This is a genomic window from Brevundimonas sp. AVps23W (assembly GCF_058681395.1).
In genome coordinates this window covers 721,360-742,064 of record NZ_CM178738.1, presented here as the reverse complement: position 1 = coordinate 742,064, position 20,705 = coordinate 721,360, and the positions used below count along the sequence as shown (strand labels likewise).

The 20,705-nt window shown below is 66.8% G+C and carries 16 protein-coding genes; 8 read left to right on the top strand and 8 right to left on the bottom strand.

Translation table 11 applies throughout. The features are described from left to right. Positions 1-382 precede the first annotated feature (382 nt). Positions 383-1,684, top strand: coding sequence for an ATP-dependent protease ATPase subunit HslU (hslU, locus tag ACW177_RS03600; RefSeq protein WP_492027287.1), 1,302 nt, complete (start codon positions 383-385; stop codon positions 1,682-1,684). On the opposite strand, the gene ACW177_RS03595 is transcribed toward hslU, so the two are convergent. Beyond that, positions 1,674-2,909: a YihY/virulence factor BrkB family protein gene (locus ACW177_RS03595; protein ID WP_492027286.1), complete on the bottom strand. Its 1,236-nt coding sequence runs from the start codon at positions 2,907-2,909 to the stop codon at positions 1,674-1,676. The genes hslU and ACW177_RS03595 overlap by 11 nt on opposite strands. A gap of 86 nt (positions 2,910-2,995) precedes the next feature. On the opposite strand from ACW177_RS03595, the gene prmC reads away from it, so the two are divergent. Beyond that, complete coding sequence (gene prmC, locus ACW177_RS03590; protein WP_492027285.1) at positions 2,996-3,910, top strand: peptide chain release factor N(5)-glutamine methyltransferase; 915 nt, start codon at positions 2,996-2,998, stop codon at positions 3,908-3,910. Positions 3,911-4,512: 602 nt separating this feature from the next. Here the strand turns inward: prmC and ACW177_RS03585 are convergent. Then, a complete protein-coding gene (locus ACW177_RS03585; protein ID WP_492027284.1) occupies positions 4,513-4,887 on the bottom strand; it encodes a GIY-YIG nuclease family protein in 375 nt (124 codons plus the stop codon). A 327-nt stretch (positions 4,888-5,214) separates the two neighbouring features. Here ACW177_RS03585 and ACW177_RS03580 point away from each other — a divergent pair, with 327 nt between their 5' ends. After that, entirely contained in the window at positions 5,215-5,403 is a 189-nt protein-coding gene (locus tag ACW177_RS03580) for a hypothetical protein (protein ID WP_492027283.1), read from the top strand. A 1,161-nt stretch (positions 5,404-6,564) separates the two neighbouring features. Next, positions 6,565-6,984: a hypothetical protein gene (locus tag ACW177_RS03575; RefSeq protein ID WP_492027282.1), complete on the top strand. Its 420-nt coding sequence runs from the start codon at positions 6,565-6,567 to the stop codon at positions 6,982-6,984. Between the two features lie 11 nt (positions 6,985-6,995). Here ACW177_RS03575 and clpB read toward each other — a convergent pair whose 3' ends face one another. Continuing rightward, positions 6,996-9,584, bottom strand: a complete 2,589-nt coding sequence (clpB, locus tag ACW177_RS03570; protein ID WP_492027281.1) for an ATP-dependent chaperone ClpB — start codon at positions 9,582-9,584, stop codon at positions 6,996-6,998. 257 nt (positions 9,585-9,841) lie between these two features. Between clpB and ACW177_RS03565 the strand changes: the two genes are divergently transcribed. Then, the gene (locus ACW177_RS03565; RefSeq protein WP_492027280.1) at positions 9,842-10,222 is read left to right on the top strand and encodes a BA14K family protein; all 381 of its coding nucleotides are present in this window, start codon (positions 9,842-9,844) and stop codon (positions 10,220-10,222) included. Positions 10,223-10,284: 62 nt separating this feature from the next. Here the strand turns inward: ACW177_RS03565 and ACW177_RS03560 are convergent, their stop codons facing one another. Together ACW177_RS03560 and ACW177_RS03555 are read right to left on the bottom strand one after the other, a co-directional pair. After that, positions 10,285-12,591 (bottom strand): TonB-dependent receptor domain-containing protein, encoded by a 2,307-nt coding sequence (locus ACW177_RS03560; protein WP_492027279.1) that lies wholly within the window; start codon positions 12,589-12,591, stop codon positions 10,285-10,287. Between the two features lie 161 nt (positions 12,592-12,752). Next, a complete protein-coding gene (locus ACW177_RS03555; RefSeq protein WP_492027278.1) occupies positions 12,753-13,397 on the bottom strand; it encodes a LysE family translocator in 645 nt (214 codons plus the stop codon). 132 nt (positions 13,398-13,529) lie between these two features. Between ACW177_RS03555 and ACW177_RS03550 the strand changes: the two genes are divergently transcribed. Then, entirely contained in the window at positions 13,530-15,176 is a 1,647-nt protein-coding gene (locus tag ACW177_RS03550) for a serine hydrolase (RefSeq protein WP_492027277.1), read from the top strand. Here the strand turns inward: ACW177_RS03550 and ACW177_RS03545 are convergent. Both ACW177_RS03545 and ACW177_RS03540 read right to left on the bottom strand, forming a co-directional pair. Beyond that, on the bottom strand, positions 15,173-15,877 hold the full coding sequence (locus tag ACW177_RS03545) for a DUF4893 domain-containing protein (RefSeq protein WP_492027276.1): 705 nt from the start codon (positions 15,875-15,877) through the stop codon (positions 15,173-15,175). The two genes, ACW177_RS03550 and ACW177_RS03545, sit on opposite strands and share 4 nt — an antisense overlap. A 128-nt stretch (positions 15,878-16,005) precedes the next feature. Beyond that, on the bottom strand, positions 16,006-16,992 hold the full coding sequence (locus ACW177_RS03540) for a DUF4167 domain-containing protein (RefSeq protein ID WP_492027275.1): 987 nt from the start codon (positions 16,990-16,992) through the stop codon (positions 16,006-16,008). Positions 16,993-17,345: 353 nt separating this feature from the next. On the opposite strand from ACW177_RS03540, the gene ACW177_RS03535 reads away from it, so the two are divergent. Both ACW177_RS03535 and ACW177_RS03530 read left to right on the top strand, forming a co-directional pair. Then, complete coding sequence (locus tag ACW177_RS03535; protein ID WP_492027274.1) at positions 17,346-18,578, top strand: NAD-dependent epimerase/dehydratase family protein; 1,233 nt, start codon at positions 17,346-17,348, stop codon at positions 18,576-18,578. Positions 18,579-18,585: 7 nt separating this feature from the next. After that, on the top strand, positions 18,586-19,479 hold the full coding sequence (locus tag ACW177_RS03530; protein WP_492027273.1) for an NAD-dependent epimerase/dehydratase family protein: 894 nt from the start codon (positions 18,586-18,588) through the stop codon (positions 19,477-19,479). Between the two features lie 7 nt (positions 19,480-19,486). Here the strand turns inward: ACW177_RS03530 and ACW177_RS03525 are convergent, their stop codons facing one another. Continuing rightward, positions 19,487-20,542 (bottom strand): 1,9-bis(guanidino)-5-aza-nonane synthase, encoded by a 1,056-nt coding sequence (locus ACW177_RS03525; RefSeq protein WP_422653188.1) that lies wholly within the window; start codon positions 20,540-20,542, stop codon positions 19,487-19,489. Positions 20,543-20,705: the final 163 nt, after the last annotated feature.

Genomic DNA, 20,705 nt, shown 5'->3' with positions numbered 1-20,705 from the left:
CCGCTGCTGGCGCATACGCGACATTGGTGATGAGCCTTAGGCTGCCGCCAATCCCCAGGTCCGCGTCGGACGCTCGAAATCACAGCCCCTTCCCATCCCAATTCCGCAACCAAACCCCCGCCTTTTCAACGCCCTGCCTCCCGCAACCGCCCTTCAACCTATCACGCCCCAAAACCGTGCCATCATGTCCGCACGGTCTTTGACAACTGAAGCCCCTCGCCAGATCCGCCCCCCTCGGGCCGGCGCGCCCCGTCGCCCCAGGCCGAAGATTGTACGAAAATAGACTCCATTTTTTGCAGTGGATTGAGTCTATTCTCGCCCCGGAACGGCCCGTCGGCGCCGCCCCCTCCCGCTCGGGCTTTCGGCGCCCTATCTGCATTCCATGACTGACCTCTCCCCCCGCGAAATCGTCTCCGAACTGGATCGCTATATCGTCGGCCAGGACGACGCCAAGCGCGCTGTGGCCGTGGCCCTGCGCAATCGCTGGCGTCGCAAGCGCGTGCCTGAGGATCTGCGTGACGAGGTGACGCCCAAGAACATCCTGATGATCGGCCCCACCGGCGTCGGCAAGACCGAGATCGCCCGGCGGCTGGCGCGGCTGGCCGGTTCGCCCTTCCTCAAGGTCGAGGCGACCAAGTTCACCGAGGTCGGCTATGTCGGCCGCGACGTGGACCAGATCATGCGCGATCTGGTCGAGAGCGCCCTGGTCATGGTGCGCGACCGCCGGCGCGGCGAGGTGCGGGCGCGGGCCGAGGGCGCGGCCGAGGACCGGATCCTGGACGCCCTGGTCGGCCCCGGCGCGGGGCCGGCGACGCGCGACAGCTTCCGCAAGAAGCTGCGGGCCGGGGAGCTGGACGACAAGGAGATCGAGATCGCCCTGGCCGACACCGCCTCGCCGATCCAGGGGCTGGACATCCCCGGCGGCGGGGCCGTGGGCCTGCTGAACCTGTCGGAGATGCTGGGCAAGATGGGCGGCGGCCGGACCAAGACGGTCAAGCTGACCGTCCGCGACGCCACCGCCCCCCTGATCGCCGAAGAGGGCGACAAGCTGCTGGATCAGGACAGCCTGACCAAGGAAGCCCTGATCCTGGCCGAGAACGAGGGCATCGTCTTCCTGGACGAGATCGACAAGGTCGCGGCCCGCCAGGGCGCGTCCGGCGCCGACGTGTCGCGCGAGGGGGTGCAGCGCGATCTGCTGCCCCTGATCGAGGGGACCACCGTCTCGACCAAATACGGGCCGGTGAAGACGGACCACGTCCTGTTCATCGCCTCGGGCGCCTTCCATGTGGCCAAGCCGTCGGACCTGCTGCCCGAGCTTCAGGGCCGGCTGCCGATCCGGGTCGAGCTGAAGGCCCTGACGCGGGACGACTTCAAGCGGATTCTGACCGAGCCCGAGGCCAATCTGATCCGTCAGAACCAGGCCCTGCTGGCCACCGAGGACGTCACCCTGACCTTCACCGAGGACGCGATCGAGGCCCTGGCCGACGCGGCGGTGGCGGCCAACTCGGCCGTCGAGAACATCGGCGCCCGGCGGCTCCAGACCGTGCTGGAGCGGGTGCTGGAGGAGACCAGTTTCAAGGCCTCGGACCTGGCGGGCCAGACCGTGGCCTTCGACGGGGCGGCGGTGCGCGACAAGCTGAGCGCCCTGACCAAGGACGTGGACCTGAGCCGGTTCATCCTTTAGCGGCCCGCTCGCGCCGATGGCGGTTGCGGCGGCGCATCAGCCGGTCGGCGACCGCCTCGGCGTGGCGCTGGGTGAAGGCCAGGGCGGAGGGATTGCCCCGCTTGGCGCCGATGCTGTCGGCCACCTTGGCGCCTCGCTCGCCCATGGGCCGGGGCTTGCCGGTGGTGGTGTCTATCGCCGTCTGATGCTCGATCTCGGCGTTCAGCTCGGCCCCCATCAGGATCACCTGCACCGACAGCCAGGTCCACAGCAGAAAGCCCATCATGGCCGCCAGCGGGCCGTAGGAGTCGGTGCGGACGAAGTTGCTCAGGTACCAGCTGAACACGAACGAGACCGTCAGGCTGACCACCGCCGCAAAGATCGCCCCCGGCGTCAGCCAGCGCCAGCGCGCCTTCTGCCGGCACGGGCCGAACCGGTAGATCAGGGCCAGGGCCGCGACATAACCGACCAGCAGCAGGGGCCAGCGCAGCAGGGCCATCAGGCCCCACTCCTCCTCCAGCCCGAACAGCCGGATCGCCACGGGCGCCCCGACCACCAGCAGCGAGCTGAACAGGACGGCGGCAATGGCCCCCAAGGTGAAGCCTAGGCACAGCAGGTTGTAGCGGACGATGTTGCGGCGCTCGACCTCGTGATAGGCGATGTTCAGCCCGTAGAAGAGCACCTTGACCGCCCCATTGGCGGTCCACAGCGACAGGGCCAGGGTCCAGATCAGGGTGAAGGTCAGCTGGCCGTTCGAGTTCGCGGCCAGCCGCTCCATCTCCCCGCCCAGGAAGGCGGCGATACTGCTGGGCATGACCCCGTACAGGAACTGAAGCCGGCTCCAGGCGTCGGCCGGATCGGCGAACAGGCCGTACAGGGTCACGAAGGTCCCCAGCAGGGGGAACAGGGACAGCAGGGTGAAGAAGGTCACGCCCCCGGCCACGAACCCGACCCGGTCGCCGAAGTAGGAGCCCCCGGTGCGCCACAGGATGTCGGTCCAGCCCTTGCGCGGGATGTGTTCGGGCCGGGCGGCGAGACGGCCTCGGCCCGGTTCCCGGGCTTCATAGTCCTCGGGCTGGGGCGGCTTGGGCGGCAGGGGTTCGGGCCGTTCGGGGCGCAGCTCGACCCCGAGCTTGTGGCCCTGGGTGTAGAGGATGTGGGCTGCCCCGGCCCCGGCGGCCAGACCGCCGGCGGCCGCCGCCACGAACCGCCAGAGGCCGCCCCCCGATTTCGACTTCGACTTCATTCTGGCCATCCTTCGCGAACGGCCCAGCTGGGGGCCTGTTCCTCCTCATGCTTGAAATCCCGGCCGCGAAGGGCCAATCACCCGAAATGACCACCGAGCCCCTCTCCCCCAAGCCGTCCGACGGCGCCGCGACCCTGCTGACCGTGTGGAAGGCCGCCCAGGCCCGCCTGAAGGGCGGCCGCATCGACAGCCCGGCCATCGACGCCCGCCTGCTGCTGGAAGCCGCCGCCGGCGCCAGCCGCATGGACATCCTGACCGACCCCTACCGGGTCGTCACCCCCGAGCAACAGGCCGAGTACGAGGCCATGGTCGACCGCCGCCTGCGCCGCGAGCCCGTGTCTCGGATCGTCGGCAAGAAGGGGTTCTGGAAGATCATGCTGAACGTCACCCCCGACGTCCTCAGCCCCCGCCCCGACACCGAAACCATCCTCGACATCGCCTTGCTGGCCTTCGCCAAGACCCAGGCCTTCAGCATCGCCGACCTGGGCACCGGCTCGGGCGCCATCCTGCTGGCCCTGCTGGCCGAGCGGCCGGCGGCCCAAGGCGTGGGCACGGACATCTCGACCGAGGCCCTGGCCGTGGCCAAGGAGAACGCCGCCAACCTGGACCTGAACGAACGCGCCGCCTTCCTGCGCACCGAATGGGCCGCCGGCTTCGGCGACGCGAGCTTCGACCTGGTGGTGTCCAACCCCCCCTATATCCCCACCGACCATATCCCGACCCTGGACCCCGAGGTCCGCGACCACGATCCGCACCTGGCCCTGGACGGCGGCCCCGACGGGCTTCAGGCCTATCGCGACCTGGCGCCCGAGGTGAAGCGGATCCTCAAGCCCGGCGGCGTCTTCGCCGTCGAGATCGGCTGGGACCAGGGGCCCCAGGTCAAGGCCCTGTTCGAGGCCCAGGGCTTTGCCGACGTCAAGGTGATCAAGGACCTGGGCGAACGCGACCGCGTCGTCACCAACGGCCCGGACCCGAGGACCAATCCGATCCCGCAGGAGTGAGGGGCGGGGGCCTGTCGTAAAAACAGGGTGACAAAGCGCCAAAGCGCCAAATCCGATCTGCATTCCGTCTGATGATGCGCCATGTCTCCCCTGGTCCTGAACCTTCGCGGGCGACAGGACGGCACGGTTTTCGGGGGTGGCTAGGAGAGGGCGGTTTGACGGGGACAAGGCCTTGATAAGGCGGAGATTCGCGTCTCGAATTGTGCGCGTTCGACAGCAAGGCGGACCTTCCCCCGCTTGCGGGGGAAGTGGCAGGCCGTGGCGCGCAGCGACACGCCTGACGATGGGGGAAGTCTTCTTGTTAAGCGACACTCCCCTCTCCGACCCTGGTCCGCTTCGCGGACGCCGGGCCACCTCCCCCGCAAGCGGGAGAGGATCTTTCGCCTATGCCGGGGCGTGGGGGCGATCCCGCATCGTGCGGCGTCCAGAACCCCTCCACCCCCGCGCAAGCGGCGCGGCGGCCCCCCTCCCCGCAGGCGGGGAGGAGACGGTGCGACGGCCCTTGCCTGTCTCCTCCCCATGAAATGGGGAGGTGGCGCGGCGCCTCTTCAGCGGCGAGACGGAGGGGTTCTTTCAGCATCACCAGCCTGCACCCCGCCCCGTCATCCTCCGGGCTGTGAATCGAAACCGGGGAAATCCTCATCCTCGATGGGCGGCGTCCAGTTCGGATCATTGACCGGATACCAGCCCTCAGCCAGATCGCGCCAATCGGGGTTGGCGGCCTCGATCAGCTGCAACTTCCAGTCCCGCAGCCATTTCTTGAGCCGTTTCTCGCGGCGAATGGCCTCCACCACCCATGCGTGCTGTTCGAACCAGACCAACCGGGTGCAGCCATAAGCCTTGCCGAAGCCGTCGAAGGCGCCGGTCCGATGCTTCCACACCCGCGCCTCCAGGTTCGCTGTCATGCCGACATAGAGCGTCCCGTTGCGCCCGCTGGCCATGATGTAGGTCGCGATGAAGGTGCGATGGGTCGGCATTCGCACAACCTATACGACACCCTCACTTCTGTCATCCACGCCGCCCCTCTCTTTCGTCATCCTCCGGCGAGCGCAGCGAGACCGGGGGACCCAGCGGCGCGCGAGAGCGCGAACCTGTCGCGGACAAGATGTTCCCGCATCGTGCGGCGGAAAGATTTCGCCTGACGGCGCCGCTGGGTCCCCCGGTCTGCGCCGCGAAGACGCGGCTTGCCGGAGGATGACGAAAGGAAGAGGCCGAACATCGGACCCGCCGACGCCACAACCTTCACTGTATGGACTCACCATCTCGAATCGGCGATGTTCTAGTTTCGTTCGAAGGAGACGACCATGGGCAAGAATACAGGCCAGGGCTTTAGACAAGGCGCCGTTCGCGGCCGCACCCAATTCCAGCAGCCGAACGGCGACTGGCAGAAGCGCGACGAAGGCAATGGTCAGTTCATGGAGCGGAAATCGTCTCCGGGACCGTTCAAGGGCGTCGCGAAAGAGCCGGACGGCCGCGACACCAAGAACTCTTAAGCGGTCCCACCGAAAAACCCGCCCCTCCTTTCGTCATCCTCCGGGCCGCGAAGCGGAACCGGGGGACCCAGCGGCGCGCGAGAGCGCGAACCTGTCGCGGACCAAGTCTTCCCGCATCGTGCGGCGGATGGATTTCGCCTGACGGCGCCGCTGGGTCCCCCGGTCTGCGCCGCAAAGACGCGGCTTGCCGGAGGATGACGAAGGGTAGTTACACGGTAGGACAGAGCATCGAATAGGAGCATTATGCCAGATATTGCTGAGCTTACCCTTCGCGTTGAAGACACTCTTCGCGACCCACGAGAGACCTTAGACGTTGAACTCAAAGGGTGGTTAGACTTGACAAGCCGAGACCACCAAGCACTGCTTGCAAAAGCCGCGATAGCGTTGGCTAACCATGGCGGCGGATTGATCGTTATTGGTAAGGAACAGGTTGGTGCCGATGTAATGGAAGCGCCAAGTCGCCCCGCCGATCTCGCCTCATTTCATGCAGACGCAGTAAACGGGATAGTTGCGCGGTATGCAGAACCAGTTTTTCATTGTGACGTTCGAATTTCCCAAGACCCGGACGGAAGACAGTATCCAGTCGTGCTTGTTCCCGGCGGTCACCGTCATCCCATTCGAAGTCTACGCGATGGCCCTGGTCAAAACCACATTCGTCAGAATGTATACTACATCCGTCGCCCTGGCCCGCAAAGCGATGGACCACAAACGGGAGGAGAGTGGGACGATCTACTGCGTCGCTGTCTAACGAACGGCCGCGAAGAACTTCTAGATAGCTTCAGGAACATTTTGGCGGGAGGGGGGGCATCAGCAGTCCGTCCCGAACAAGCTGATCGAGTGAATGACTGGTTCGTCCAATCGATGACACGCTGGAACGAGCTAATCGCAGATAGCCCCCCTGACAGTGCTGTTCGCCTACCGTTGGGGCACTACGCTGTCTGCTACTCACTAAATGGAGACATTGAGCGCCCGAATTTAGTGCGTCTTCGCGAAATCCTTCACGGCTACCCTCAATTGACAGGCTGGCCGCCTTTCTGGGTGCCCACGCGAGCAGGAATCGCCCCGTATGTAAACGAAGGCGCCATTGAGTGTTGGCTAGGAGCCGAGGAAATTGGGCGTGACCCCGCTCATTCAGATTTTTGGAGAGTGTCCCCGGATGGGTTGTTTTTCCTGATCCGTGGATACCAAGAAGATGGGACCGACCGTCGTCCAGCAGGTACAGGTTTCGACATAACCCTGCCAACATGGCGCATTGGCGAGATCCTTATGCACGCGGCAGCCATGGCGCGAGGCTTCGGAGACCCGAGTGCTCGAGTAAATTTCATGGCGGAATGGACAGGATTAGCCAATCGAGAATTAGTCTCACTCGGCGATAGTTTAAGAGGAGTCATACCGGGAAGTCGTTCGCGCCAAGATCGTTATGAAACACGATTATCTATAGACGCCGGCCGGATCAGTGAAAATCTTCCCGAATTCGTCACTCAAATAGTAACTCCGGCCTATGCACTCTTTGACTTCTTTGAACTTCCGGCAAGGGTCGTCACTGAAGAGTTAGCTAGAATGCGGGATCGACGAGGGTAGCTGACTAGCTCCTAATGCACCCGCGCCTTCCCGATCTCCAACCCGCCTTCCCCGGCGGTGACGGCAATCACCCCGCCGTCCTCGATCTCACCGGCCAGCAGCTTGCGCGCGATCGGGTCCACCAGTTCCTTCTGGATCACCCGCTTCAACGGCCGCGCGCCATACGACGGGTCGTAGCCGCGGTCGGCGAGCCAGGCGAGACCGGCGTCATCGATGGACAGGTTCAGGCGGCGGTCGGCGAGCAGTTTCTCGAACCGTGACAGCTGGATCCGCACGATGCCGCCCATCTGTTCGCGGCCGAGGCGGTGGAACAGGATGATCTCGTCGATCCGGTTCAGGAACTCGGGCCGGAAGTGGGCGCGGACGGCGTCCATGACGAACGGGCGGACGGCTTCCACATCGTCGCCCTCGCCCTGTTCGGCCAGATACTGGCTGCCCAGGTTGGAGGTCATGATGATCAGGGTGTTGCGGAAGTCGATGGTGCGGCCCTGGCCATCGGTCAGGCGGCCGTCGTCCAGCACCTGGAGCAGGACGTTGAAGACGTCGGGGTGGGCCTTTTCGACTTCGTCGAACAGGACGACCTGATAGGGGCGACGGCGCACGGCCTCGGTCAGGGCGCCGCCCTCGTCATAGCCGACATAGCCGGGAGGGGCGCCGATCAGGCGGGAGACGCTGTGCTTCTCCATATATTCGGACATGTCGAGCCGGGTGATGGCGGCCTCGTCGTCGAACAGGAACTCGGCCAGGGCCTTGGTCAGTTCGGTCTTGCCCACGCCGGTCGGGCCCAGGAACAGGAAACTGCCCAGGGGACGGTTGGGGTCGTTCAGGCCGGCGCGGGCGCGGCGCACGGCGTCGGAGACGGCGGCCAAGGCCTCGTCCTGACCCACGACGCGGCCGCCCAGGGCGGTCTCCATCTGGAGCAGTTTCTCGCGTTCGCCCTCCAGCATCTTGTCGACGGGGACGCCGGTCCAGCGGCTGACGACGGCGGCGATCTGTTCGGCGTCGACGACTTCTGGCGTTAGAGGGCCCCCGCCCCCCGTCTCGGCGGCCTCGGCCTCGGCCAGTTGTTTTTCGATCTGGGGGATCTGGCCGTAGGCGATTTCGGAGGCGCGACCGAGGTCGCCGGCGCGCTGGGCGTTGGTCAGTTCCAGACGCAGGCGGTCCAGGGTTTCACGCAGTTGCGCGCCCTGGCCGACCTTGTCCTTTTCGGCCTTCCACTGGGTGGTCAGGTCGTCGGACTGGCCCTCCAGATCGGCGATCTCGTCCTCCAGCTTTTCCAGCCGGTGCTGGGAGGCCTGGTCGGTCTCCTTCTTCAGGGCCTCGCGTTCGATCTTCAGCTGGACCAGGCGGCGGTCGATTTCGTCCAGGGACTCGGGCTTGGAGTCCACGGCCATGCGGACGCGGCTGGCGGCCTCGTCGATCAGGTCGATGGCCTTGTCCGGCAGGAAGCGGTCGGTGATGTAGCGGTTCGACAGGGTCGCGGCGGCGACGATGGCGCTGTCCGAGATGCGGACCCCGTGGTGGACCTCGTACTTCTCCTTCAGTCCACGGAGGATCGAGACCGTGTCCTCGACCGTCGGTTCGGCGACGAAGACCGGCTGGAAGCGCCGGGCCAGGGCGGCGTCCTTCTCGACGTGCTTGCGGTATTCATCGAGCGTGGTGGCGCCGACGCAGTGGAGTTCTCCGCGCGCCAGGGCGGGTTTCAGCAGGTTGGAGGCGTCCATGGCGCCGTCGCCCTTTCCAGCGCCGACCAGGGTGTGCATCTCGTCGATGAACAGGACGATGCCGCCCTCGGCCGCCGAGACCTCGTTCAGGACAGCCTTCAGCCGCTCCTCGAACTCGCCGCGGTATTTGGCGCCGGCGATCAGGGAGCCCATGTCGAGCGCCATGACGGTCTTGTCGCGCAGGCTCTCGGGCACGTCGCCGTTGACGATGCGCAGGGCCAGGCCTTCGACGATGGCGGTCTTGCCGACGCCGGGCTCGCCGATCAGGACGGGGTTGTTCTTGGTCCGCCTAGCCAAGACCTGGATGGTGCGGCGGATTTCCTCGTCGCGGCCGATGACCGGGTCGATCTTGCCGTCGCGGGCGGCCAGGGTCAGGTCGCGGGCGTAGCGTTTCAGGGCGTCATAGCCGTCTTCGGCGCCGGCGCTGTCGGCGGTCTTGCCCTTGCGGACCTCGGCGATGGCGGCGTCCAGCTTGTCGGCGCTGGCGCCCGAGGCCTTCAGCACCTCGGCGGCGACCCCGCCCTCGCGCGCCAGGGCGGCCAGCAGGCGTTCGGTGGTGACGAAGGCGTCGCCGGCGGTCTTGGAGGCCTCCTCGGCGGCGGCGAAGACGCGGGCGGTGTCGCCGTCCAGATAGAGCTGGCCCGAGCCACCGGTGACCTGGGCGCGCTTCTTCAGCGCGGTTTCGGTGTCGGCCTCGGCGCGTTTGGCGTCGCCGCCGGCGGCGGTGATCAGATTGCGGGCCAGGCCGTCGCGTTCTTCCAGCAGGATTTTCAGCAGATGTTCGGGCGCGAACTGCTGATGGCGACGGGCCAGGGCCAGCGACTGGGCCGACTGGACGGCCTGTTTGGCGCGGTCGGAATAGAGATCGAGATTCATGCGTGTCCCCTCGTGAGGCGGAAATGGCCCGGCACGCCCTCTGGAGCAAGCGACGTCCCGGTTCGCCAGAGCAAGTGGGTGTGTTGATCGGGCCACACAAGTGCCTCGAGCTGCGGCTTGCGCGCCTTGACCGGGGTCAATTGCGGCGAACACCGGTCAAACTGATGTCCGAAACGAAATATTTGAATGAATGCAACGGATTAGCCCCACCTATGCGTTTAGGAGGCATCTACTCACCTACGGAAAGGCGCCGTCTCATGCGCAAGTCTATCATTGCAATCGCCGCCGGCCTGATGGCCCTGAGCACCGTCTCCGCCCAGGCCGCCGGCCTCGACCAGAACCGCCCCGCGCCGGACCGCGAGGAACAGCGCCAAGACCAGCATCAGGACCAGCATGGGGGCCAGAACAACGGCCACGGGAACGGCCAGCAAAACGGCGCGCGTGGCGAACACCGCGATTCCTACGGCGCCTGGCAGTCGAGCTGGGGTTCGCGCCCGCCGGCGCCGCCCGCCCACTTCAAGCGCCAGTCCAACTGGTACGCCCACGTCCGCGCCTGCCAGCAGCGCTATCGCAGCTATAACCCCCGCACCGACCGCTACACGGTCCGCGCCGGCCGCACGGCCGTCTGCACCCTGTAAACGGCGAACAGCGCCGCCCGCCCGCCCCGGCCGGGCGGGCGGCGCAAAGCCGATCTTGCCCGTCAGCCGCCGGTGGGGCCGGTCGAGAAGTCGAACTGTTCCGGCTGGCGACGCGGCCCGCCGAAGTTCCAGGTCAGGCCGATGTAGAAGGCCCGCAGCTTGATGTCCTGGTCGGACTGTTCGCGGAACTGCGGCGTCTCGAAGACGGTCGTGGTGTTGAAGGTGTTGAACAGGTCGCGGGCGGTGAAGTTGAAGGAAAGCTGCTCGCTCAGCTTGCGGCGATAGCCGAGGTTGATCATGCCGCCGGCTTCGCGACGGCCCTGGGCCAGCAGGCTGTCGCCCTGCCAGAAGCTGGACACCTGAAGGAAGTCCTTGGCCGTCGGCTGCCAGTTCAGGCTGATCCGGCCGCTGGCCAGGGTGGCCTCCCGGTCGTCGCCGCCGACCACGGCGCCGGCCTCGATCTCCTGACGGAAGACATTGACCCCGGCGCTGTAGCGCAGGGTCGACAACAGGCGGCCGTTGGCCGTCGCCTCAACCCCCAGGTCCTGACGCGAACCCAGGTTCTCGGGCCGGGTCAGGAAGACGTCGCCGCCGATGTCGGTCGTCACGTCGGTGAAGGCCTTGTCCGTGTTCCGCAGATAGGCCGTCGCCTGGTAGAAGCTCTGACCCTTGCGCAACTGCCACATGGCCTCGAACGAGTCCGTTTCCTGCGGCTCGAGATCCGGATTGCCCGACCGCACATTCAACGGATCCTGATAGGTGACCAAAGGGTTCAACTGGGCGGGCTGAGGCCGCTGGATGCGGCGTGAATAGCTGGCGCGCAGGGTCTGGGTTTCCGACAGCTGATATTGCAGGTGAGCCGTCGGATAGGCGCGGAAATAATCCTGAGAGGCCGAGGCGCCGCCGGTCAGATCCTTGATCTCGACCTCGGCCTGCTCCAGCCGCAGGCCCAGTTGGGCCGACAGCTTGTCGCCCAGGGGCCGTTCGTAGGTAGTGTAGAGCGCGTGCACCGTCTGCTCGGCCTCAAACCGGTTGTTCAGCCCCGGCGCCGGCGCCAGGACCGCCTCGGACGGGCCGCGCAGGAACTCGGCGTCCTGCTCGGGCCGCTGGATGTTCAGCTCATAGCCCAGGCGCAGCTTGCCGCCGTCGGACATCGGGCGGGTGTAGGCGCTGGTGAAGCCCCAGGTGACCTGATCGACCGCGTTGCGGGTGCGCTCATACAGGTCGGCTCCAGCCGGCGTCAGGAAGGTGGAGCGCGCCTGGCCGTCGCTTTCATTGCCGTTGGAGTCGTAGCGAAGTTCGTTCGACCACTCGTGGCCGTCGCCGGTGAAGCGGCGCAGCACTCGCGCCGTGGCGCCCCAGTTGGTGAAGTCGAAATCCGACGAGCCGTCGCGACGATAGGCGCTGGTCACGGCGCCGGCCGCATTGCGCGTTTCGTACAGGCTGGAGGTCGATCCGGTCCCGTCGAAGGCGACGCCGCGCAGTTCGCCGGTCACCTGGGTCTTGTCGTCCAGCTTGTATTCGGCGGTGAAGCGGCCGACGAGGCCATTCTGCTCAGACTCGATCGGCTGATCGACGGTGGTGGTCGCGATCAGCGCGCCCGTCGTCGGATCGAACTGCTGGCGCACCCGGTTGAAGCTCAGCTCGGTGGGGTCGGAGCGATAGCTGGCGTCACCCGACAGGGTCAGGCGGTCCTTCTGCCACGACCCGCTGAGGCCGGCGTTCCAGCGTCCGTTGTCGCCGATGTTCACCCGCAAGGAGCCGGTGGACTGGGTTCCCGGCTTGGGCGCCGTCGGCTTGGTGATCAGGTTGATGACCCCGCCCGAGCCTTCGGGGCTATAGGCGGCGGAGGGGTTGGTCATGACCTCGATCCGCGCATACTGGCTCGCGGGGAGCTGGATGAGCGCCTGACCGCGACCGGGGCCGGTCAGGATTCCGGACGGCCGCCCGTCGACCAGGATGGTGACGTTCGAATCGCCACGCAGCGACACATTGCCTTCCGGGTCCACATCGACCGAGGGCACATTGCGCAGGGCGTCGGCCAGGCTGCCGGTCGTCGCCTGCAGATCATTGGACAGGCTGTAACTGACCGAGTCGATCGAGGTGCGGACGTCACTGGCGCGCGCCGTCACGGTCACGTCGCCGACCGTGGCGGGCTCTTCCTGGGCGGGAACCGGCTGGGCTGCGGGCTGCTGGGTCGTGGACGGCTGGGGCGCCGGCTGGCCAGAGGGCGACTGAGAGCCGGTCTGGGCCGGAGTCGAAGACCCGGTCGTGGCCGGCGCAGGAGCGCCCGCAGACTGGGCAAATGCACCACCCGCAGCCCCCGAAACGGCGACGCCTAGCATAAGAGCGAATTTGAAGGATTTCATACCCTTGCGATCCCCATACGACCCTGGCGTCAAGCCGCCCCCGTCGTGACGCCTTTGAGATACCGAGGGCGCTTTGAAATGCAAAGTTACTTCTTGTCCATATGATTACAGCTTCGTCACAATGGCAGCCGCACAACCTGGGGAAGGCTAGCGCCGGCGCGCTACAGCCGCGTCTCCCACGCGGTCCAGGCGGCGATCAGGATCAGGACGCCGGCCATCGAGGCCCGAACCCCGGTGCCCTGGCTGCGCGCGATCCGACCGCCGGCGTGGGCGGCCAGAATGACGATGAGACTGTGAACGGCGAGGCTGATCACCACATGGATTCCGCCCAAGGCGAGCGCCTGGGGCAGGGTCGGGCCGTGGCCAGGGCGGATGAAGCCGGGCAGCAGGGCGATGTAGAACAAGGCCGCCTTGGGGTTCAGCAGATTGGCTGTCAGTCCACGCAGGAACAGGGCGCGGCGCCGATGTTCGGTCTCTTGCCTCGGCTCGGCCGGGCCGCCCTCGCCTCGCCAGGCCTCCCAGGCGAGCCAGAGCAGAAGCCCGACGCCGGCCCAGCGCACGGCCTGATACAGGGCCGGCCATTTCAGCACGATCTCGGTCAGGCCGAAGGCGGCGGCCAGCATCCACAGCGTCAGCCCCAGGGTAATCCCCGCCACCGCCGACAGCCCCGCCGGCCGCCCCTGAGACACGGACAACAGCGCCAGCCAGCCCATATTGGGGCCGGGCGTGAACTCGATCAGAATGACCGCGGCCAGGAAAGGCAGGATCACGCCTGGATCGACCAGCCCGTTCGTCAAAAATTCCATCCACGTCTCCGGCCCGAGGTCTAGGCCGTGTCGGGCGCTGGGTCCAATCGCGACCCGTGAGGCCTTGGCCAGGCGTTGCATTCGGCCCGGCGGGAAGGCTAAGCCTTGTCGTTCTTCGTCGGAGTGCTTTCCATGACCGTCCGCCTGTCGCGCCGCGCCCTGTTCGCATCCGGAGGCGCGACGGCGCTGGCGGTCCAAGCCGTGGGGGCTCCGGTCTGGGCCCAGGCGGCCAATGACGACGCCGCCTTGGCCGAGGCCGTCGACTCCTATGTGAAAAAAGCCATGGCGGCCTGGCCCGAGCAGCCGGCGCTGGGCATCGCCGTGGTCAAGGACGGAACGCCGGTTCTGACGCGCGGCTATGGGGTCAAGGTCCAGGGCAAGACTGCAACGGCCGACGAACACACCCTGTTCGCCATCGCCTCGAACAGCAAGAACGTCACCGCCGCCGCCCTGGCCATACTGGTGGACGAGGGCAAGGTGAAATGGGACGCGCCCATCAAGACCTATCTGCCCGACTTCCGCCTGTCCGATCCGTACATCAGCGACCACATCACCGTTCGGGACACCCTGAGCCACCGGGCCGGGTTCGGCCTGGGCGCCGGAGACCTGCTTTTCTGGCCCAATAGCGACCGGACCCGCGCCGAGGTGATCGCCCAGGCCGCCTTCGTCCCGATCGAGGACGGTTTCCGCGCGGCCTATCACTATTGCAACCTGATGTTCGTGGTCGCGGGCGCCGTGATCGAGGCCGTATCGGGCCTGACCTGGGAGGCCTTCGTCCAGACGCGCATCCTGGACCGGGTCGACATGACCGAGACCGTGCCCCTGGCGCGCCTGGCCGATCCGGCCAAGTCCGCCCTGCCCCACGGGCGCGTCGGGCCGCCGTTGCGCTATCAGGGGGCAATGACGCCGATCGCGGCCTCCATCGTTGAGGTGTGGAATTGGGATTCGGCGGCGGCGGCGGGCGGAATCTGCACCACCCCGACCGATTGGGCCAAGTGGATTGCGGTGCGGCTGAACGACGGCCTGCTGCCGGACGGAACCCGCCTGTTCTCGGAAGCGGCGGCGCGCGAGATGTTCAGGCCGAACATCATCGTCGGCAGCTCGCCGGGACCGACGGCGCAACTGCCGAACCGGGCCATCGCCTCGACCTACGCCATGGGGTTCCAGGTCCAGGACTATCGCGGCGAACGGCTGATCAGCCACGGCGGCGGCTCGCCTGGCGGGATTTCGGCGACCGTGCTGATCCCCGGCCGCAAAACCGGTTTCAGCATCTTCTCCAACGCCGAGGAGAGCTTCCTTCTGCGCGCGCTACGCTCGGGCATCGCCGACCTGTGCATGGGCAAGGTGGATGTGGACTGGATCGCCGATTCCAAGCGGCTGGAGGCCGAGGGGAACGCCAAGTCCATCAAGGCGGCGGCCGAGATCGACGCCAAACAGGCGGCGGGTTCTGCGCCGGCCATGCCGCTGGACGCCTACGCCGGAACCTGGCGCGATCCCTGGTACGGGGATATCGTGATCGCCCCCAAGACCGAGGGGCGCGGGCGCAATCGCAAGACCGGTCTGTGGCTCAGCTTCACCCACACCCCGGCGCTGCAAGGCTGGCTGGAGCCCTATGACGGCGAGACCTTCCGCACCCGGTTCCCGGACAAACGGGAGGAGGACGCCTTCGTCACCTTCAACATCCAGACCGCCAAGCCCGCCACGGCGACGATGAAGGGGGTCTCGCCCGACATCGATTTCTCGTACGACTATCAGGATCTGAGATTGACGCGGGTCTAGCTCCCGGCGGCCGGGACCAGTTCGATCAGGTCGAGGTTCGACTCGTACTGGGGCCAGGGCAGGACCAGGCGCCAGCGGGCGTCGCCGATCCGTTCCAGCACGGCGACCAGGTCGCGGTCGGGGTTGCGGCCGTAGGAGTTGGCGGCGGGCTCCTGGGCCAGGGCCATGGAGCCGAGCAGCAGCATGTGCCGGTCGTTCTCGGGGAACAACAGACCCGAGGGACGTTGAGAACCGGTCAGTTTTGAGAATTTGAGCCCGCGCGACGTCTGTTCGATACGGCAGGCGAACCAGCCGTAGACAACATAGCCGAGACCTTCTTCGCCGCCCTGGGAGCCCAGCTTGACGGTGCGGCAGCGATAGTTTCCGGGCGGCGGGGCGACATCGGCGCGGCCGGCGCCGGGATCGATCAGGGCGCCGAGACTGTCCAGGTCGCCCGAACCGCGTTGGCGGCGGGCCTGTTGCAAGGCCAGGCTCCAGGCGGCGTCGCGGCGCGCGTATCGGTCACGGTCTGCAGCAGTGATGATCCCGCGCCAGTCCATCAGGACGGCGCCGGTCCCTCCGCCGGGCGCCGGCGGCGGAGGTGGAGGCGGGGGTGTCGAAGCGCAGGCCGCAGCGGCGAGCACCGCAGTCAGCACGACAGGCCGGGCCAGGTCGCGGAGTCCGGCGAAACCCGAAGAGCGAGACTGTGAGCATTGACGCATCAAGGCTTCCCTTTGGGCTGGTCGAGGGCCCCGCCTCGCGGCGGAGACCCTTTTAGGCGCCGTATGGACTGGCGTCGTCAAGGCCGTTCGTGCGCCGCCCGGCCATGAGAGGCCGGGGGCGCGGCGGGTCAGCCTTCGCTGTCGGCGACCTCGGCCTTGCGACGCGGGGCGCGGCGACGGGGCGCGGGTTCTGCGTCCTCGGCGGTCTCGGCGGGCGCCGAAGCGGCGGGGGCGGAAGAGCGGGTCAGAAAGCCCGGCAGGGCGGTCGGCGCCTCATCGTCGGCAGCGGCCACGGCCGGACGACGCGAGCGGCGGGCGGGTCGATCCTCTGCCGCCGGCGATTCGGCGGGCGTTTCAAACGCAGGCTCGGCGGCCGGCGCGGACTCGGCCTGAACGTCGGCGCCCTCGTCCGAACCGGGGTTTTCCTGGTTGTCGAAACGGCGGTTGCGTTCCTCGCGGCGACGCTCCCAGCGTTCGCGACGGCTTTCACGACGACCGCCGCCCTCGCCCTCGGCGCGGGCCTCGCCGTCTTCGCGCGGCTCGCGGGGTTCGCGCGGCGGCTGGGCGTCGCGGTTCTGGTCACGATCACGATCACGGTCACGGTCGCGGTTCTGAGATTGGTCCCGATCACGGTCCCGGTCGCGATTGAAGTCGCGGTCACGGTTCTGATCGCGGTCGTTGCGCTCGCGGTTCTGGCCCTGCTCGCGGTCGGCGGCTTCCTGAGCCTGACGGTCAGCGGCCTGCTGGGCGGCGACGAAGGCGGCGGCCTGGGCGCCGGATTCGTCCTCGAAATCGATGTCGAAGCCCTGGTTCGACTGTTCGCGCGCTGCGATGTCGGAGAAGGACCGCTGCGGCTGAAGCGCGCGCAGGACGCGGTAATAGTGTTCGGCGTGCTGCTGATAGTTTTCGGCCAGCACCCGGTCGCCGCCGGACGCCGCGTCGCGGGCCAGCTGCTGATAGCGCTCGTACACGGTCTGGGCGTTGCCGCGGACCTTGATGTTTTCGGGGCCTTGCGAGTCCCACGAACGATTCGGATTGGCGCTGTTGGCGTTTGAGGCGCCCGCCTTGTTCCGATTGCGTCCGCGCTGACGCTTCATGCCCTTGAAATCTCTCATTCGCGCTACCGTGTGCAGGGATGGAGCCTAGGCCAGCGGCCGGTTCCGTCCGTTTCGTGGTTCCGTTTCGCTCGGGGCCGATCCCCGATTGTCGAACTGTCGGAATGCCTTGTCGCCCGCATGGTGCGCCGGTCCTTTCGGGACCGACCGTCATGATCGGCTCAAGCCGCGAACAGCCGGGTGTAGGCCCGTAAAGCTGCGTTTGAGTGGGAGACGACCGAGACTTAGCCTGTGCGACGGTGCTTTCCAAGGGGTTTTCGTCAAAGCGTCGCGTCGATGCTTTGACGGCCCCGCTTTGCCGGAGCCCTTTCGTGGGCTAGGCATGGGCTTTGAGACGACGACGAGGCTTTTCCATGCGGGTTCTGGTTCTGGGCGGCGACGGCTTCTGCGGTTGGCCGACGGCCCTGCATCTGTCGGCCAATGGCTGGGACGTGACGGTCATCGACAATCTGAGCCGTCGCAACATCGACAATGAGCTGGAGGTCCAGTCCCTTACGCCGATCCGCACCATGGGCGAGCGGATCAAGGCATGGAAAGAGGTGTCGGGCCGCGACATCGGCTTCGTCAATATGACGGTCGGCAAGGAGTTCGACCGGCTGGTCGCCCTGATCCGCGACCTGGCGCCCGACAGCGTGGTGCATTTCGCCGAACAGCGGGCCGCCCCCTATTCGATGAAGTCGGCGCGGCACAAGCTGTACACGGTCGACAACAATATCAACGCCACCAACCACCTGCTGGCCGCCATCGTCGAGAGCGGGCTGGACGTGCATCTGGCGCACCTGGGCACCATGGGGGTCTATGGCTACGGCACCGCGGGTCTGCGCATCCCCGAGGGCTATCTGAAGGTGACGGTGGACACCGACCACGGCCCGGCCGAGCAGGAGATCCTGTTCCCGCCGAACCCGGGCAGCATCTATCATATGACCAAGACGCAGGACGCCCTGCTGTTCCAGTTCTACGCCCGGAACGACGCCTTGCGGATCACCGACCTGCACCAGGGCATCGTCTGGGGCGCCCAGACCGCCGAGACCAAGCTGGACGAGCGGCTGATCAACCGGTTCGACTATGACGGCGACTACGGCACGGTGCTGAACCGGTTCCTGATGCAGGCGGCGGTCGGCTATCCGTTGACCGTGCACGGATCGGGCGGTCAGACGCGGGCCTTCATCCATATCCAGGACACGGTGCGCTGCGTCGAACTGGCGCTGAAGAACCCGCCGAAACGCGGCGAGCGGGTCAAAATCCTGAACCAGATGACCGAGAGCCGACGCGTGCGCGACCTGGCGCGGATGGTCGCCGACATGACCGGCGCCGAGATCCACAATGTGCCGAACCCGCGCCAGGAGGCGGACGAGAACGACCTGGTCGTGGCCAATGACCAGTTCCGCGAACTGGGGCTGAAGCCGATCACCCTGGCGGAAGGGCTGATGCAGGACGTGACCGACATCGCCCGCCGCTACGCCGACCGGGCCGATCTGAGCCGGGTGCCGTGCGTCTCCGCCTGGAACCACCGCCGGGCCGAGGCGCTTGAAAAGGAAGCGCGGCCTTATGCGACCGACGCCCCCTCGAAAATCCTGACTGCCTGAATTCTCCATGCCTGACGCCGCCCCATCACTGTCCCTGCTGGTCTTCGGCGGCGGCTATCTGGGCCGAGGCGCAGCATTGGAGGCGATCCGGCGCGGCGGCCGGGCGGCGGCCACATCGCGTGATCCCGAACGGCGGCGCGCGCTGGCGGCCGAAGGGATCACGGCGATCGATCCGGCCGACACACAGGCCCTGAAGGCCGCGCTGGAGGCCGCGACGGCCGTGTTGGTGACGGCGGCGCCCGACATCCACGGCTGTCCGGGACTGCGCGCCCTGGCGCCGGTGGCGTCCCAGGCCTGGCCGGACTGGATCGGCTATGTCTCATCGACCAGCGTCTATGGCGACCGGGCCGGCGGCTGGGTGTTCGAGGACGGGCCGCTGAACGCCGCCAGTCTGGAAGGCGCGCGGCGGGTGCGGGCCGAGCGCGACTGGCTGGACGGGGCGCAGGGCATGGGGCTGACGGTGCAGATCTTCCGTCTGCCCGGCTTCTATGGGCCGGGACGCAGTGTCGTGGACCGGCTGCGGGACGGGACGGCGAAACTGGTGAGGAAGCCGGGCCAGGTGTTCAACCGCATCCATGTGGACGACGTGGTCTCGGGCCTGTTCGCCTCGATGGAGCGGCCTCGTCCCGGCGCCGCCTATAATCTGACCGACGACGCCCCCTCGCCGGCCGATGTGGTGACGGTTTGGGCCGCCGACCGGATGGGTGTACCTCGTCCGCCCGAGGTGGACTGGACCGACGACAGCGTCAGCGAGGCCATGCGGCGCTTCTATCTGGACTCCAAACGCGTCTCGAACGCCCTGGCCAAGGCGGAGTTGGGCTGGCGCCCCGTCTATCCGACCTGGCGCGAGGGGCTGGCGGCGCTGATGGACGCGCCGCCGCCCTTGAGGTTGGTCGGTTAGGCCCGCCTCAGGCCTTTTCGAACAGCTTGTTCCAGCGGCGCTTGTCGCGGGCCTTCCAGGCGCCGCGGTGATAGGCGTCGGAGCCGATCAGGGGGACGACGGTGGTGGCTTCGGCAAAGACCATCTGTTCGTGGGTGGTCTGGACCTTGCCCCAGGAGGCGGCTTCTTTCAGCGTCGAGGACGAACAGGCGCCGTCGCGGACGTCGGCGACAGTGATCTGGACCGCATACCGGTGCATCTCGGCCTCAACGCCCAGGATCTCGGCGCAGACGACGGTGTCCTGGGCGAAGTTCTTGGGCACGCCGCCGCCGACCATGAACAGGCCGGTGACGCCGGCGGCGATCTTGATGTCGGTCAGTTCGCGGAAGTCGGCGATGGCGTCCAGCATCAGATAGGCCTGGCCGGCGGCGGCCCGTTCCTTCTGGTGCTTGACCAGGCCGAAGCCGGCCGATGAATCGACGAAGGCCGGGCAGAAGATCGGCACGCCCTCTTCATAGGCGGTCTGGATCAGCGAGCCGGGCTTCTTGGCGTTACCCTCGGACAGCCACTTGCCCATTTCCCAGATGAACTCACGGCTGGAATAGCCGCGCGGCTCCAGACGGTTGGCGATCTCCAGGATGGTGTGGTCGCAGGCCTGAAGCTCTTCCTCGTCGATATAGGTGTCGTAGATCCGGTCGATGTAGTTTTCGCGCAGGACGTTGTCGTCCACCTCGCCAGCGGCCTGATAGTGTTTGAAGCCCAGGGCCTCAAAGAAATCCATGTCCACGATGGAGGCGCCGGTGGCGACGACGGCGTCGACCATGCCGAACTTCACCATGTCGCGGTAGACGTGCATACAGCCGCCGGCCGAGGTCGAACCGGCCAGGATCAGCCAGGGCGAACAGTCCTTGTCCTCGATGGCCATGCTGAAGATGTCGGCGGCGCGGGCGGTGTCGCGCGAGCTGAAGGACATCTTGCGCATAGAGTCGATGATCGGGCGGGCGTCGAAGGACGTGATATCCACGTGCTCGACGACATTTTGCAGCAGTTGGGCCTTGGCGTTCGACGAAACGGGTGCGTTCATTTCGGAGGTTTCCCTTTTGATTTGAGCGCCCGTCATAACCTTCAGGAGCGTCGGGACGGAGCGACCGATGATCCTAATAGACCGTCACCCTCGGGCTTGTCCCGAGGGCCCACCTGTCAGTCGCACAATCCCATCATCGGGGAGGCAGAACCGTGGGCCCTCA

Bases quoted from the DNA above. Each gene is read 5' to 3' on its own strand.
- hslU (WP_492027287.1), top strand. From the start codon at position 383: ATGACTGACCTCTCCCCCCGCGAAATCGTCTCCGAACTGGATCGCTAT.
- ACW177_RS03595 (WP_492027286.1), bottom strand. From the start codon at position 2,909: ATGAAGTCGAAGTCGAAATCGGGGGGCGGCCTCTGGCGGTTCGTGGCG.
- prmC (WP_492027285.1), top strand. From the start codon at position 2,996: ATGACCACCGAGCCCCTCTCCCCCAAGCCGTCCGACGGCGCCGCGACC.
- ACW177_RS03585 (WP_492027284.1), bottom strand. From the start codon at position 4,887: ATGCCGACCCATCGCACCTTCATCGCGACCTACATCATGGCCAGCGGG.
- ACW177_RS03580 (WP_492027283.1), top strand. From the start codon at position 5,215: ATGGGCAAGAATACAGGCCAGGGCTTTAGACAAGGCGCCGTTCGCGGC.
- clpB (WP_492027281.1), bottom strand. From the start codon at position 9,584: ATGAATCTCGATCTCTATTCCGACCGCGCCAAACAGGCCGTCCAGTCG.
- ACW177_RS03565 (WP_492027280.1), top strand. From the start codon at position 9,842: ATGCGCAAGTCTATCATTGCAATCGCCGCCGGCCTGATGGCCCTGAGC.
- ACW177_RS03560 (WP_492027279.1), bottom strand. From the start codon at position 12,591: ATGAAATCCTTCAAATTCGCTCTTATGCTAGGCGTCGCCGTTTCGGGG.
- ACW177_RS03555 (WP_492027278.1), bottom strand. From the start codon at position 13,397: ATGGAATTTTTGACGAACGGGCTGGTCGATCCAGGCGTGATCCTGCCT.
- ACW177_RS03550 (WP_492027277.1), top strand. From the start codon at position 13,530: ATGACCGTCCGCCTGTCGCGCCGCGCCCTGTTCGCATCCGGAGGCGCG.
- ACW177_RS03545 (WP_492027276.1), bottom strand. From the start codon at position 15,877: ATGCGTCAATGCTCACAGTCTCGCTCTTCGGGTTTCGCCGGACTCCGC.
- ACW177_RS03540 (WP_492027275.1), bottom strand. From the start codon at position 16,992: ATGAGAGATTTCAAGGGCATGAAGCGTCAGCGCGGACGCAATCGGAAC.
- ACW177_RS03535 (WP_492027274.1), top strand. From the start codon at position 17,346: ATGCGGGTTCTGGTTCTGGGCGGCGACGGCTTCTGCGGTTGGCCGACG.
- ACW177_RS03530 (WP_492027273.1), top strand. From the start codon at position 18,586: ATGCCTGACGCCGCCCCATCACTGTCCCTGCTGGTCTTCGGCGGCGGC.
- ACW177_RS03525 (WP_422653188.1), bottom strand. From the start codon at position 20,542: ATGAACGCACCCGTTTCGTCGAACGCCAAGGCCCAACTGCTGCAAAAT.